The sequence below is a fragment of the Paenarthrobacter sp. NPDC091669 genome, assembly GCF_044756725.1.
Lineage (GTDB): Bacteria > Actinomycetota > Actinomycetes > Actinomycetales > Micrococcaceae > Arthrobacter > Arthrobacter bambusae_C.
The window spans coordinates 82,792-97,637 of sequence record NZ_JBIVTK010000010.1 but is presented as its reverse complement, the minus strand read 5'-3'; the positions used below and the strand labels follow the sequence as shown (position 1 = coordinate 97,637).

At 63.8% G+C, this 14,846-nt stretch carries 11 protein-coding genes; 6 read left to right on the top strand and 5 right to left on the bottom strand.

Going from position 1 to position 14,846, the window contains the following annotated elements:
• Window positions 1-7 precede the first annotated feature (7 nt).
• The 4 genes from kdpC (at window position 8) to ACIQLI_RS17030 (ending at window position 4,699) form a co-directional block, all read left to right on the top strand.
• Complete coding sequence (gene kdpC / locus ACIQLI_RS17045) at window positions 8-613, top strand: K(+)-transporting ATPase subunit C (RefSeq protein ID WP_400390516.1); 606 nt, start codon at window positions 8-10, stop codon at window positions 611-613.
• 49 nt (window positions 614-662) lie between these two features.
• Window positions 663-3,302: a DUF4118 domain-containing protein gene (locus ACIQLI_RS17040; RefSeq protein ID WP_400390514.1), complete on the top strand. Its 2,640-nt coding sequence runs from the start codon at window positions 663-665 to the stop codon at window positions 3,300-3,302.
• Window positions 3,302-3,979, top strand: a complete 678-nt coding sequence (locus tag ACIQLI_RS17035) for a response regulator (RefSeq protein WP_400390512.1) — start codon at window positions 3,302-3,304, stop codon at window positions 3,977-3,979. The genes ACIQLI_RS17040 and ACIQLI_RS17035 overlap by 1 nt, the downstream gene beginning before the upstream one ends.
• Before the next feature lie 168 nt (window positions 3,980-4,147).
• Complete coding sequence (locus tag ACIQLI_RS17030; protein ID WP_400390510.1) at window positions 4,148-4,699, top strand: cyclophilin-like fold protein; 552 nt, start codon at window positions 4,148-4,150, stop codon at window positions 4,697-4,699.
• A gap of 161 nt (window positions 4,700-4,860) precedes the next feature.
• Here the strand turns inward: ACIQLI_RS17030 and ACIQLI_RS17025 are convergent, their stop codons facing one another.
• A complete protein-coding gene (locus ACIQLI_RS17025) occupies window positions 4,861-5,424 on the bottom strand; it encodes a dihydrofolate reductase family protein (RefSeq protein ID WP_400390508.1) in 564 nt (187 codons plus the stop codon).
• A gap of 232 nt (window positions 5,425-5,656) precedes the next feature.
• Window positions 5,657-7,084: a mycothione reductase gene (gene mtr / locus ACIQLI_RS17020; RefSeq protein WP_400390506.1), complete on the bottom strand. Its 1,428-nt coding sequence runs from the start codon at window positions 7,082-7,084 to the stop codon at window positions 5,657-5,659.
• Between the two features lie 155 nt (window positions 7,085-7,239).
• Between mtr and ACIQLI_RS17015 the strand changes: the two genes are divergently transcribed.
• Complete coding sequence (locus ACIQLI_RS17015; protein WP_400390504.1) at window positions 7,240-9,447, top strand: beta-glucosidase; 2,208 nt, start codon at window positions 7,240-7,242, stop codon at window positions 9,445-9,447.
• 16 nt (window positions 9,448-9,463) lie between these two features.
• On the opposite strand, the gene ACIQLI_RS17010 is transcribed toward ACIQLI_RS17015, so the two are convergent.
• The 3 genes from ACIQLI_RS17010 to ACIQLI_RS17000 form a co-directional block, all read right to left on the bottom strand.
• Window positions 9,464-10,927, bottom strand: coding sequence for a glycosyltransferase (locus tag ACIQLI_RS17010; protein WP_400390502.1), 1,464 nt, complete (start codon window positions 10,925-10,927; stop codon window positions 9,464-9,466).
• Between the two features lie 225 nt (window positions 10,928-11,152).
• Window positions 11,153-12,112, bottom strand: coding sequence for a 2-hydroxyacid dehydrogenase (locus tag ACIQLI_RS17005; RefSeq protein WP_400390500.1), 960 nt, complete (start codon window positions 12,110-12,112; stop codon window positions 11,153-11,155).
• On the bottom strand, window positions 12,109-13,308 hold the full coding sequence (locus ACIQLI_RS17000) for a pyridoxal phosphate-dependent aminotransferase (protein WP_400390498.1): 1,200 nt from the start codon (window positions 13,306-13,308) through the stop codon (window positions 12,109-12,111). Before ACIQLI_RS17000 ends, ACIQLI_RS17005 begins: the two co-directional genes overlap by 4 nt.
• 429 nt (window positions 13,309-13,737) lie before the next feature.
• Here ACIQLI_RS17000 and ACIQLI_RS16995 point away from each other — a divergent pair, with 429 nt between their 5' ends.
• Window positions 13,738-14,838 (top strand): ferredoxin reductase, encoded by a 1,101-nt coding sequence (locus tag ACIQLI_RS16995; protein ID WP_400390496.1) that lies wholly within the window; start codon window positions 13,738-13,740, stop codon window positions 14,836-14,838.
• The last annotated feature ends 8 nt before the right edge of the window (window positions 14,839-14,846 follow it).

Here is a 14,846-nt window from a genome sequence, read left to right as displayed (position 1 = left end):
ACCCATCATGAACATGCTGCTCGGCTATTTCCGACAGGCAGGCACCGCCATCCGGTTCCTCCTGCTCTCCACCCTCATCCTGGGACTCGCCTATCCGCTGGCAATCTTCGGAGTGGGACAGGCTGTTGCCCCGTTCCAGGCCAACGGCTCCATCGTCAAAGACGATGCCGGAAATCCGGCGGCGTCAGCACTGATCGCACAGGCCTCCGCAGACGACGCAGGGACACAAGACCCGGCCTGGTTCCACGCGCGTCCCTCGGCCGTTGGCTGGGACCCGGCGTCGTCCTCGGCCAGCAATCTAGGCCCCAACGACGCAGAATTGCTCGACGCCGTCACCGCCAACCGCGCCGCCGTTGCGGAGTTGGAAGATGTCAGCGAGGCCGCAGTGCCTGCAGATGCCGTGACGGCCAGCGGATCCGGACTGGACCCGGACATCTCCGTTGAGTACGCCACACTCCAGATCCCGCGTGTGGCGCGAGCCCATGGGCTCAGTCCCGAAGCTGTTCAGGGCCTCGTGGACAACAACACGAGCGATGGACTGGAAGCATTTCTGAGCCAACCATCGGTGAATGTCACCGAACTGAACCTGGCCGTTGCGGAGGCCGCACGGTGAGGCGCCCGACCGCCGGAGTGGAAAGCGTTCAGGGTGGAAGAATGAGGCTATGGCACGGGCGACACTGAGAATCTTCCTGGGGGCTGCCCCGGGTGTCGGCAAGACTTACGCCATGCTCGAAGAGGCCCACCGGCTGGTGGGCCGCGGCGAGGACGTCGCGGTGGCCTTCGCCATGGATCACGGCCGAAGCGATACGCGGGCACTGACCCAGGGGCTGGAATCAATCCCATCACGGACCATCCAGTACCGGGGGACGGCCTTTGAGGAGATGGATCTCGAGGCCGTTCTGGCCCGGCGGCCTCACACCGCCGTCGTCGATGAGTACGCACACACCAACATCCCGGGCAGCCGCAATGAAAAACGCTGGCAGGACATCGAGGAACTTCTCGAGGCTGGCATCAACGTGCTGTCCACCGTGAACGTACAACATCTGGCGTCACTGGGCGACGTTGTTCTGGCCATCACGGAAGTCCGCCAAGCAGAGACCGTTCCCGACGACGTCGTGCGTCGTGCCGACCAGATCCATCTGGTGGACATCTCCCCGGAACTGCTCCGCCAGCGCCTGGGAGACGGAAAAATCTATGCTGCTGACAAAGTGGATGCAGCCCTGTCGAACTACTTCCGGCTCGGAAATCTGACGGCGTTGCGGGAGCTCGCCCTGCTCTGGCTCGCCGACCGCGTGGATGAAGGACTGGCGAAGTACCGGGCAGAGAACAACATCGACGCCAGCTGGCCAGCCCGGGAGCGCATCGTTATCGGGTTGACCGGCGGTCCCGAAGGCGAAGTCCTGATCCGGCGCGCCGCCAGAATACTCAAACGGGTCAACGGCGGCGACCTCCTGGCAGTCCACGTCCGCGCAGCCGATGGTGTTTCCGCTGAGTCACCACAGGATCTCGAATCGCAGCGGCACCTGATCCGGGACCTCGGCGGGAGCTATCACACAGTGGCGGGGGAGGACCCGGCCCAAGCGCTTCTGGAGTTCGCCCGCAGCGTCAACGCAACCCAAATCGTGGTGGGCGTGTCCCGCCACCGTTCCCTGGCCGGGCGGTTGATGGGCAGCGGTGTCGGTAACAGGGTCGTTCGGGAATCGGGAGACATCGATGTCCACATGGTCTCCCATCCGCTGGGTGGCCAAGGTGTGGACCGCCCCCACCGCGGTGAGCTGGGCAAGGCTCGCGTAGTCGTAGGGTTTGGGCTGGCCGTCGTCCTTCCGACATTGTTGCAGTTTGTCCTGGCGGCCAGTCCATCCCACAACATCGCGACGGCAGTCCTCGTCCAACTCACTGGTTCTGTCGCCGTCGCCTTGGTCGGCGGGCTCTGGCCAGCGCTTCTGGGCGCAGTCTGGAGCAGCCTCCTGGTGAACTACTTCTCCACGCCACCTATTGGAAACCTGACCATCAGCGATCCCCAAAACCTTCTGGCCCTCCTGGTCTTCGTCGGCGTCTCAGCCGCGGTGGCGGCCGTCGTCGACATCTCTGCAAGGCGATCAAAAGAGGCCAGGCGCGCCCGCGCAGAAGCTGCAACCATGGCTGACCTGACACGCGGAGCAACGGACGCGGAGGACACCGTCCAGGGACTGTTGGCGCAGGCCTTGGACGTCTTCCAAATGCGCGGTGCGGCATTGTTCACCGCCGACGACAGGTCGGACCCGGAAGGTGGCTGGAGCCTGCTGGCCAAGGCCGGAGAAACAGCCGCAGTGATACCTGAAAGCCATGAACAGCTTGTCGGCGACACCACGGAGCGGATCGATGATCGGACCAGGCTGGTTCTTTACGGCAGGACGCTTCCAGCGAGCGACCGCCGCTTGCTGGGAGCCTTCGGCACGCATCTTGCTGCCCAGCTCGAGCGCAGGCAGCTTGCGGCCAGTCGCCGCGAAGTCATGCGGCTGGCAGAAAGCAACATCATGCGAACGTCCATCCTTCGAGCCGTTTCCCACGATCTCCGCACGCCGCTGGCCGGCATCAAACTGGCCGTAGGAGGGCTGAAACAACATGACGTGGAGTACACGCCCGAAGAAGAGCAGGACCTGCTGACTACCATTGACGAGTGTTCGGATCGGCTCGACGTCCTGGTGGGAAACCTCCTTGACATGTCCAGAATCACCTCCGATTCCGTCAACGCTCTCATCAAGCCCGTCCGGTGGTCTGAAGTCATCCCGCCCGCCTTGCGCGGAGTACCTGCCGGCAGTGTGCGCGTGGACCTGCCGGCGAACCTCCCCGCCATCGACGCAGATGCGGGCATGCTGGAACGTGTGATTGCCAACATCGCGGAGAACGCCGTCAAGTATGCGCCGGGTTCGGACACAGTGATAGTCGCTTCGGGTGGCGGGTTGAGCACAACGACCTTGGCCGGGCGACCCTCGGGAGAGCTGCGGATCATCGATCACGGCCAAGGTGTTCCCGCCGACGGCGTCGTGCGCATGTTCCAACCATTCCAGCGGCTGGATGACGTGCCCGCGAGCACCGGTGTCGGATTGGGCCTGGCTGTCGCGAAGGGCTTCGCGGAAGCCATGGGAGGCACCTTGACGGCCGAGGCCACACCGGGCGGAGGCCTGACCATGGTCATCCGGATGCCGCTCTCCACGGGGGCGCCGCTGGAACGGGCTTCTGGCGAGGTGCCCATGGAGGGGCAATCTGTGCTGCTTCACCACCCTCATGTCCCACCTGCTGACATCCGGCGGACCGTTTGATGAACAATATTCTGGTGGTGGATGACGATCCGCACATCCTCAAGGCATTGCAGATCACACTGAAGGCCCACGGCTATGGAGTAGCGATGGCCGACAACGGTGAAGCCGCGCTGCTGTCAGCGGCCCAGCACCCGGTCGCCGTCGTCGTCCTGGACCTTGGACTGCCCGACATCGACGGCACCGAGGTCATTATCAGGCTCCGGGAATGGAGCGATGTGCCAATTCTGGTACTTTCCGCACGTCACGGTTCCACCGACAAGGTGGAAGCACTCGATGCCGGAGCAGACGACTACATCACCAAGCCCTTTGGCCTGGAGGAACTTCTGGCCCGCCTTCGCGCGATCCTTCGGCGGACGGTTGAACCCGCTGACGAAGAAGCCCTGGTGGCGACGTCTTCCTTCACCCTCGATCTGTCCGGGCGAAAAGCCAACCGCGATGGTGACGACGTTCGATTGACTCCCACCGAATGGAGCATTCTGGACGTCCTTGTACGGAACCCCGGGAAACTCATCACCCAGCAACAGCTCCTCACCGAGGTATGGGGGCCGGCCTATGCCAAGGAATCAAACTACCTCCGGGTTTACATGGCGCAGCTTCGGCGCAAACTCGAACCGGAGCCAGGGAATCCGCGACACTTCATCACCGAACCCGGGATGGGGTACCGCTTCCAGCCGTGAGTGGTTTGTTGCGGCTGGTACCCGGTGCCGGATCCACAGGCGTCGTTGCGCTACGGTCTCCTGCCAAAGGTCCCTCCGAGTACCCGTAACAACAGTGGCTCCTGCCCGCCGTCGGCGGCTGCTTTGCTGGAACGGACCGAGTTATGCCTTTGAAAAGGACTACCTGCCATGCAAATGAAGAAGCAGGCACTGGTGATGATCACTGCGCTGGCGCTTTCCCTTGCCGGGTGCAGCAGCGCGTCGGACAGCCCGGCCTCGACGAGTACGACCAGCGGGGACACTATCCCCGCGAACCCTACGACGACCCCGCAGGAAACTGCCAGCCCGGAAGGAACAGAAAGGATGACAGCCAGCGGGAACCAGGAAAGGACTCCGATCACCATCCGGATTGACGGCCGGACCGTGAACGGAACCCTGTCAGGGAACGCGACCGCGCGCTCATTGATGGACCAGCTTCCCCTGACGCTGACCTTCAGCGAATTCGGCGGACAGGAGAAGCACGCAGAACTACCTCAGCCGCTGTCGCTCGACGGCGTTCCCGCTGGCGATGACGCTGATCCGCTGACGATTGGCTACTACGCCCCCGGCCGGACCCTTGTCCTCTACTACGAACCCGTGGGGCATTACACCGGGATTGTACGAATCGGAACGTTCGATGACCTCGCGGCAATCCGTGACCGCAGCGGCCGTTTTCAAGCCACCCTGAGCCTCAGGGACTGAGCAGCCCCATAGAAGATACGAAGGCCGGTTCTTCCGACCGGGACCACCGGTTCCCGGGGTCGCCGACACGTTCGACGGCTCCATGTTGGACGGCGCTGCCAAAGTCCAAGCGATCCCGTTCTTCCCCTTGACGCAGCAACACCTGGGCCATCCGGCTGAGGTCAGCGCCGCTTCGGCCGGTAGGTTCGACCAAAACTGCGTTCGGCGCCCTCGTAAATCCGGACGAGTTCCCAGTCGTAGCGGCGCCCGCCGGGGACATCGAAGATGCGGGTGCCATCGCCGAGGAACACTGGGGCTACGAAGACCTGCAGTTCGTCGATGAGGTCGAGCTCCAGTGCTTGTCGGGCGATGTCGGCGCTGATGATCTGAACGTCGTTGTCGCCGGCAATCTCCTGGGCGCGGCGGACCGCCTCCACAACGTCGCAGTTAAGCGCAATGATGGTGGGGTCGTCGGCGATCTCCTCCGGCCGGTGGGTAAGGATGATCTCGGTCCCGGACCAGGCACCGCCATAAGCCTCGGCGGTCATCTGATCCCGCTGGTTCCTTTGGGCTTTCGCGGCGTCGTAGCCGTCCCTGCCGGAGATGATCACGGCGACCTCGCCCGCCATCTGCTCGGTGGTGCCATTGTCGAGTGGTTCGGCATCGGCTAACCAGCTCATGTCATGTCCGGGTCCAGCGATGAAGCCGTCGATGGAGCATGTGAATCCCCAGGCTACTTTGCCCATGTCTGTTCCTCGTCTCCGGTGGTCCGTGCTTGTTCCAAATCGGCCGCGTTGGCAAGCGCCCCGCTCAAGCTATCCCGCTGCTCGTCGATGGATCGGCAGGGCAACAGTGGGACGGTGATCTCACCTGACATGGCTTCATCCTCACGGGTAGGAGAGCAGCAACTCCGCACAGCGTACGGCAAAGTTGCGATGGGTGCTCAGAGGCCCTGGCGGAGGCCCGGGTCCCCGGAGCCTATTTGGTGCGGTCTGGCTGGTTGAAGGTGAGGCCGAGCAGGGCATTTTCGGTGACTTCGGGCAAGGCGGGGTGGATCCAGTATTGGTTGGCAGCGAACTGTCGGACGTCGAGGTCGAAGGCCAGGACGGTGATCATCTGCTGGATCAGGGTTGATGCTTGCGGGCCCATGTAGTGGGCGCCCAGGAGTTTTCCGGTGTCTTGGTCGGCGATGAGTTTGCACATGCCGGTGGTGTCCTCCAAGGCCCAGCCGTAGGCAACATCCCCGTAGTTCTGGACCGTGGTTGTCACGTTGTGGCCGTGTTCGCGGGCTTGGGACTCGGTCATTCCGACGGTGGCGATCTGGGGGTGGGTGAAGACCGCGGCAGGGACGTGGTCGTGCGGCATTTTCTGCAGTTTTTCCGGGTTCAGGAGGTTGTGGCGCACCGCGCGCATCTCGGCGTTGGCGACGTGTTTAAGCATGTAGGGCGAGGAGACGTCGCCGAGGGCCCAGACGCCTGCAGCGGAGGTTGATCGGCCGTACTCATCGACCTTGATGCGCCCGGCGCCTCTCGTCTCGATCCCGCCGGAGGGCAAGTCCAGCAGGTCCCCGTTGGGGATGCGCCCGGTGGCCACCAACAGTACCTCCCCGGTGGCGGAGGAGCCGTCGTCGAGCCTGACGGTTATGCCTTGGTCTGTCTGGTCCGCACCAATGGTGGTCCGGCCGGTGCGGATATCGAAGCGTTCTGCGGCGAGGTCGTTGAACGGGCCGTGAAGGTCCGGATCGAGGTTCCGCAGGAGCGTGGAGCGGGCGATGATCGTGACGTCCGTGCCGAGGGCGTCGAAGACGTGGGCGAACTCCATGGCGATGTAGCCACCACCGATGATGACCAAGGATTTGGGCAGCCGGGGGAGCCGCATGATGTCCTCGTTGGTGTGGTACCGCACACCCGAAGCAGAGATGGCCTCGGGGACGACGGGCCGGGAACCTGCGGCGATGACTACTTGGTCACCTGAGATTATTCTCTGCCGGGCGCCTTGGCCTGTGCGCAAGGTCCGTTCTCCGACGAACACTGCGTGTTGATCGTAGACGTCGATGTTCGGGGTCTTTGGGCCGCGGCGGTACTCCTCACCGGCGGCGGCGATGGGGTTGACCCGGTTCTCGAAGATCCGGCTCACTATGCCCGGCCAGTCTACGGAGTTGACCTCGGCGTGGAGGCCCAGCCGTCCGGACCTGGTGGTCTGCAGCGCGGTATCGGCGGTGTGCACGTACATTTTCGAGGGGATGCAGCCGGCGTTCAGGCAGGTGCCGCCGAACGTCCCTTCCTCGATGATGGCGATCGACTGGTCTTCGAATTCGGGTCCGGGAATGGAGTTCCCTGACCCGGTGCCAATGATGACCAGGTCGTAGTGCTGGTCTACGGCGGTCTTGCCGGCAGCGGTGTGCATAGGGATGGTCCTCACTGTGGGGTCTTCCCAACCCTACTGAACACGACCCAAACGGGATAACCTCACGCAGGTGTACCTGCACGCAAAGGGTGCAGAATGAGGTTCATGAAGATGGCTGCGGGCTTACGGCGCCGCGAACGCAAGAACCGGCATTGATGGACGCGACGACGATGACGGGGACCGCGTACGACGACGCAGTCCGGGCAGTCCGTGGGGGCGGGATCAACGCGGATGAAGCGGCAAACCAGCTGATCGGCCAGATGACGGATCAGGAGATCCTCGGGCTGCTCGACGGCGACTCGCCCAGATTGCTGCTCCCCTTCATCCCGATCCTGTTGGACAGGGTGCCCTTCGTGGCCGGGGCCGTCCCGCGGCTCGGTATACCGGGCATTCGGTTCAGCGACGGGGGTCGCGGCGTAGTGATCGGTGCCTGCACGGCTTTCCCGGTCACTATTGCACGGGCAGCGACCTGGGATCCATCGCTGGAAGAACGCGTCGGAGTCGCCATCGGTCTGGAAACCAGGGCGCGTGGAGCGAACTACTCGGCCTCGGTCTGCGTGAACCTGCTTCGCCACGCAGCATGGGGCCGGGCGCAGGAGTGCTATGGGGAGGATCCAGTACTCACAGCCCGGATGGGATCGGCCCTTACCCGAGGTGTGCGGGTGAACACGATGGCGTGCGTCAAGCACTTTGCGCTCAACTCGATGGAGAACGAGCGCTTTGAAGTGGACGTGGCGGTGGACGAGCACTCCCTGCACGAGGTGTATCTGCCCCACTTCAAAGCGGTCATTGACGCCGGCGCAGACTCCGTCATGAGTGCCTACAACCGTGTGAGAGGCGAGTACATGGATGTCAATCGAGCCCTGCTCACGGACGTTTTGAGGCACGAGTGGGGCTTCTCCGGGTTCGTGACGAGCGACTGGGTGTTCGGGACGCACGACGCGGTGGTCAGCCTCGAGGCGGGAATGGACGTGGAGATGCCCCTCCGGTTGCTGCGCGCCCGCGCCCTGCCGGCCGCGCTGCGCAACGGTGTCTTGGCCCGCGCCACCGTGCTGGAGTCCGCACGCCGCATTCTGCGCACGTGCGTTCAGCACGCCGCCACCCGTGAATCAGCGGTTCCTTCCCGCACCGTCATCGCCTCTCCGGCCCACCGGGCCCTTGCCCACGAGGTCGCGACGGAGTCGATCGTCCTGCTGAAGAACGAAGCCGTCGGCGCGGCGCCGCTGCTGCCGTTGGCTCCCGCTACCCGGCATCTCGCCGTGATCGGACGACTCGCGTCACAAGCGAACCTCGGCGATCACGGCTCGTCACGCGTTCGGCCTCCCTCTACAGTCTCGCCGCTGCGGGGGCTGCGTGCGGCGCTTCCAGGGGTTCGGATCACTTCTACCACCGGGAGGAACGAGCACCGCGCGGCGGCTTTGGCCGCTGCAGCAGAGACGGCGATCGTCGTCGTAGGCCTGGACCAGCACGACGAGGGCGAATCCGTCGTTACCGGAGGGGTCGACGTGGGTGTGCTCGGTCGGGAATTCGGCTCAGGCCCCCTCCGCCGGTTGGTCATCGGACTGGCGCACCTTGCCTCCCGCTTCGTCCGGGGCGGCGACCGCAGCTCGCTGACGCTCCGCCCCTCTGACGAGCGGCTTATCCAGGCGGTCGTCGCAGCGAACCCCCGGACCGTCGTGGTGCTTGTCAGCGGCAGTGCGATCCTCACCGAGGCGTGGCGTGACCGCGTGCCAGCGCTCCTCTTTGCCTGGTACGGCGGTATGGAGGGCGGCCGCGCGCTCGCGAGTGTGCTGACCGGCGGCGAGGAGCCCGGCGGACGGCTGCCCTTTGTGCTGCCAACGGAGGCCGCACACCTGCCATTCTTCGACTCCACGGCAAAGTCTGTTGTCTATGACAACCAATGGGGTCAGCGCAGGCTCGACGGCGAGGGGCATAGGCCGGCGTTCCCGTTCGGGTTCGGCCTGGGCTACACAAGGATCGAGCACCGGCTTCTCGGCCACACGTTCGACAATACAGGGGGCCATGCGGACGTGCTCCTTACAAACAAAGGCGACCGGAAGGGCTCAACAGTCGTTCAGGTCTACGCTGCAGATGTGTCCCTCCGCAGACCTGTGGCTCAGCTCCTGGGATTCCAGAAGGTGTCCCTGCAGCCCGGCGCGGAGACCACTGTGCGGGTCGTTTTGGATGCGGGCCCCACCCTGCAGCGCGATCCGACAACACGGCGCTGGTCTCCCCGCGGAGGGGAGTGGGCCCTGCAAGCGGGCCAGCATAGCCCGGGCAGCTGGGAGAACGCCGTCCGTTTGCGGCACAAGGAGGTTCTGATGGACCAGGAAGATATCCCGGGTCAAGCCGGCCTGATGTAGTCAAGCGTTCCACCATTTAGGCGTTAAGATCGCGGAACGGCACCCACGGCCCTTCGACCCGGACTGGCAGTTCGTCGTCGCCCTGCAGCATGGCGCGGAGCAACCGACGTTCCTCCCAATGCAGAAGCAGGGACGCTTGGCCCGGCCGCAGCACCAAGTCTCCGTCCGACGTCGCGTACCGCTTTTGCAGGTCCGCCAGCTCTTCCTCTTGCAGGAGGGCAACCGTGCTGCCCGAAGTCTGGTCAACGAAACGGACCAAGGACGAGGGCCCCGTGAGATCGGTCGCGACGAAGCGCTGCTCGCTGGCGGCAAGAATTGTCCTTTGAGCCGCCCGCGTCACGACCAGCGGACGGGAGGGCCCGTCCAGCAGGGCGCTTAGTACGTCGGCCGCGGCGTCGGGGCGACCTGTTCTCTGCGCCGCCGCCTGCATCATCTGTAAACGGCCGGGTTCGCGCAGCACTTCATCGATTTTCCAGCCGATGGTTGCAGCTGCGTTGCAGCGGACGGCCGCACCCTGCTCCATGAGGTAATCGCCGTTGCGGACCTCCTGACCAGGGATCGGGTTCACAAGCACCATGGGGAGCCCCGCGGCCATGCATTCCGACGCCGAGAGCCCGCCCGGCTTGCCCACGAACAGGTCCGCGCGCTGCAGTAGTTGCGGCATCTCCGTCGTGAAGCCGAGTACGCTGTAGCGGTCGCCGGCCGGCGCCACGAGCGTCTCGATGCGCTGACGCAGCGCGTCATTGTGTCCGCACACGACTGTGGCTGTGAACGCCGAGCGCATATGCATCGTCTGCCGCACCACCGAGACAGCGTAGTCGCCACCTGTCGCGCCCGCCGAGATGAGCAACATCGGCGGCTTGTCGGCATCGCGCACGGGCGCTGGGGTGAGCTGTTTACTGATCGGAATTCCAGTAGCAGCGACACGGTCGGGAGGAAGGCCGAGCGCCATGAGCTCCACCTTTCCCTCCTCCCTGGCCACAAAGATCTTATGGAAGGCGCCTGAGAGCGACAGGCCCTGGAAGTCATAGTCGGTGGTCACCACAGCGGTTTTCGCGTCGATCACGCCGCGAAGGAGCAGTGAGGCCAACAGCTGGGCAGGGAGGAAATGCGTGCAGATAATTGCGGTGGGCCGGAAACGCTTGATGGCACTGACAACCGGGGCGGCGTTCACCCGCGTCCAGGGGTCGATCGGGCCACGACGCCGGTACGGCGGGTTGCTGATGTCGTAGCCCCACTCGACCAGCCAAGGCAAGTCTTCTACGAGGACGAAGTAGCCCTTGGCCAGCAGTGCACGGTAGAGAACGCTGCTGACCTGCAGCACGTCCAGCACCTGCACTTCGGCGATGTCAGCGCGGGTGGTGCATGCTTGCTGCACCGCCGCCGCGGCGCTGTTATGTCCGGATCCCACGCCTGCGGACAGTATGAGAATGCGCTGTCCGCTGGCAGAGGCTGTGGTTCGTGCCGACGTTGTGCGCATGGGGAGAGGCTAGCAGGCCGCACACCGGGAGGGCGGGGGCGTAGCCCTGTCCTCAGGGCCGCTGTTCGATAAGGGTGAGCTGGGTGCCATCCCGGGTCAGGGGACACGCCAGGGGGCGCCCGTGAAGCACGGACACCCCCTGCCGAGTTACCCAGCCGCCCGATCATGACGTCATGGGGTCAACTTTTTGCTGGCCGGTTCTTCCGGTGGGGTACCCCCGACGCCCTAAGTGATGGGTGCGGGGGGTTGTTCCCCGCTCAGCACTGCGAGGGCGTTGTCGGCGGCGAGCATGGCCATGGCGGTGCGAGTCTCCACTGTCGCCGAGCCAAGGTGCGGCAGGAGCGCAACGTTGTCCAGTTCCAGGAGCCCCGGATGGACCCGCGGCTCCTGTTCGTAGACGTCGAGTCCGGCTCCAGCGATGGTCCGGTCCCGGAGTGCTGTAGCAAGCGCGTCTTCATCGACGATAGGTCCGCGGGCGGTGTTGACGAGGAACGCGGAGCTCTTCATCGCAGCGAGTTGCTCGGCTCCGATCAGGTGATGAGTGGCAGGACCATAGGGGCAGTGCAGTGAGACGACGTCGGAAACGGCCAGGAGCTCGTCGAGATCGACGCGTCGTGCATTCAACTCGGCGGTGATCGTGGGATCGATTTCGCTGCGGGACTGGTACACGATCTCCATGCCAAAGGCCTTGGCCCGACGCGCGGTTGCCTGGCCGATGCCGCCCATGCCCACGACGCCGAGGGTCTTTCCTTGAAGGCTGGACCCCAGCAGGAAGAACATGCCCCACTTCCATGCCTCGCCTGAGCGGATAAGCCGTTCGCCCTCGCCGAGCCGACGGGTCGCCATCAGGATGAGGCCGAACGCGATGTCCGCCGTGGCGTCGGTGAGCACACCGGGAGTGTTGGTGGCAACGACACCGCGTGCGGTGCAGGCGGACACGTCGATGTTGTCATATCCGACGGCGACGTTGGCCACGACTTTGAGCTGTGGCCCGGCGGCGTCGAGCAGTTCGGCATCAACGCGTTCGGTCAGCAGGCTCACGATCGCGTCTGCACCGGCTACGCGACGCAGGAGTTCCTCGCGCCCAATGGACTCCGGGCCACTCCAGGCATCGACGTCGTGCTCGGCGCGAAGCTTTTCGATCGCAGCTTCCGGGATGCGTCCCGTGACGACAACCCGGCTCATGCGGTCACGATCCATTCGCGGAGGCGGCCGAGGCCGTCGCGGATGTCCGCGACGTCGATGCCGGAGTAGGCGAGCCGGATGTACTGCCGTTCTTCTCCAGGTTGGCGTCGGCCGAAGTGCTCGCGAGTGCAGAACGAAACCCCGGTTTTGTACAGAGCGTCGCTGGCGAAGTCGCCCACTGCCGTGTACCCCATTTTCTGCATGACGTCGGTGACGTCGGGGAACAGGTAGAAGGTCGATTGCGGCACGGCGACGTGCATTCCAGGGACGGAATTTACGAGCTCGCAGGCAGCATCCCGGCGTTCACGCAGGATATCCAGCATCTGCTGGACGGGTTCCTGTGTGCCCCGCAGTGCTTCGATGCCTGCCCACTGCACGTAGTGGGTGGTGCATGATTCATCGTTGGTGTTGAGGGTGCTGAGGACTTTTGCGATCTCAAGTGGTGCAACTGCGCAGCCCAGCCGTGAGCCGGTCATGGCGAACTTCTTGCTGAAGGTGTAGAGGATGACAGTACGTTCTGCCATGCCGGGAATGGAGGCGATCGAGCTGGAGACTCCCTCATAGCGGGTCTCGAAGTAAGCCTCGTCGGAGAGTACCCACAGGTTGTGTTCCTGGGCGATCTGCGCGATGGCCTCGCGCTCAGCTGTGGTCGACTCCGCTGAGATCGGGTTTTGCAGGTCGTTGTAAATGATCGCCACCGTGTTGGGGGTGATGGACGCGCGCACCTGATCGAGGTCGATCGAAAAGCCCTGGCTCGTGGGGAGGTAGCGGTAGGGTACGGCTGTGCCTCCGAGGTATTCGATCTGCGACTCATAGATGGGGAAGCCTGGATTCGGGTAGAGCACCTCCTGCCCGGGGTTCATCACAGCTTGAAGGAACTTGGTGATGACCGGCTTGCCGCCCGTCATCACCACGACGTTGTCGGCAGAGAAAGTCATGCCACGGCGTGAGCCGAGGTCCTCGGCGAGGGCTTCACGGAGTTGCGGGATGCCTGGTCCGGGGCAGTAGCCCGTGTAACCGTCAGCGATCGCCTTGGTCATGGCTTCGACGATATGTGGGGCGGTCGGGATGTTGATGTCGCCGAGGTGGAAGGGGTAAACCAGATTTCCCTTCGCCTTCCAGGCGGCCGCAGCTTGGGCGACGCTAAAGGCGGTTTCCGTGCCGAGCCGTTCGAGTCGATGCGCGAGTTGCTGCATGCTGTTTACTCCTCGTTGAGTTTAGGGTCCTTCATAGGCATCTAATACTTAACTAATATATCAAAAGCCGAGCAGCCTGCTCAAGGACTCTCGAATCAGCCGGCTACCCCCATGGCCAATGACCCGGATCCGGATACATGGGCTACCGCACTGGTGGTCCTGGGAGGTTGTGGGTTTGCATGTCATTCGCTGCGCGTATTACTGTCTTGCTACTGAAACCGGCATGGGCACAATCGCCCGGAGGGGAGGAGCGCATCACCGCTGACCAATCCAAGCATTTAGTCCCATTCCCGTTGAAAGCCCCTCCTGAGGGGCTTTCCCTATGTTTCGGGGGATGAGATTTGTAAGTATACTTATCATATTGCCAGTTCGAATATCCCGGCACACGTTGTCGAGGTTTTTGGTCTCCGTCGTTGCGAGGAGTAGTTCATGGTCAGCTTTCGTCCCCTGGCCCGCATCGCCTCGGTTTTTACCACCCCGCTTGCGCCTGAGGATGTCCTGGCGCTGTTTAACCCGGTCTACTCGTCCCGTCAATTGCGTGGAGTCGTCACCGAGGTAGTCCGCGAAACAGCTCAATCAGCCACCATTTTCTTCCGGCCGGGCCGTGGCTGGCATGCCCACCTCGCCGGCCAGTGGGCAAGAATAGGCGTCGAAATCGACGGTGTACGCCAATGGCGGTCCTATTCGCTGAGTGCGCCGGCAGGCAAAGGTCCGGCGATCACGGTTACTGACGTAGGAACCGTGTCCGGAACCTTGGTCCGTAAGACCAAGGTGGGTGACGTTCTCTTCCTGGCACCGCCTCAGGGCGATTTTGTCCTCCCTGAGCACCCCCGTTCGCTTCTCATGCTCACGGCGGGAAGTGGCATCACGCCCGTCATGTCAATGATTCGGACGCTTGTCCCAAGCCGCCCTGACGCGGACGTCGTCCTGATCCACTCCGCCCGTGAAGAAGGCGACAGTATCTTCCGCGAGGAACTGGACGAACTTGCTGACCAATTTCCCAACTTCCGCGTGGTGCAGTGGCTCACCGGTGGACGTGGCCGCATGAACTTCGCGTCTACGGCCGTTCTCGAGGAAGTGTGCCCGGACTGGCGTGACAGGGCGGCGTACGCGTGCGGCCCTGAGTCTTTCCTGGATGACGCCGAAGCCATGTGGAAACAGGCGGCGTTGACTCCTGCCGCCACGTCGGGGAAGACAACCATCGGTGGAACAGGGCACGGCTCGCTCACCATCGAACGGTTCAGCACCGAACTCATGGGAGGGGACGGCAGTGAAGGCGGCATGGTCACGTTCGAAACTTCCGATCGCGAGGTCCAGGCCGACGGTGGCGTTCCCCTCCTCGACGTCGGCGAGGACGCCGGGGTACTGATGCCCAGCGGCTGCCGGATGGGTATTTGTCACAGCTGCCTGACTCCATTGCTTGCCGGCAGGGTCCGTGATCTGCGCACCGGGGAGATTCACGGGGCGCCCGGGGAACTCATCCAAACCTGTGTCTCGGCAGCCGCCGGGCCCGTCAACCTGGAAATCTGAGGAGTACA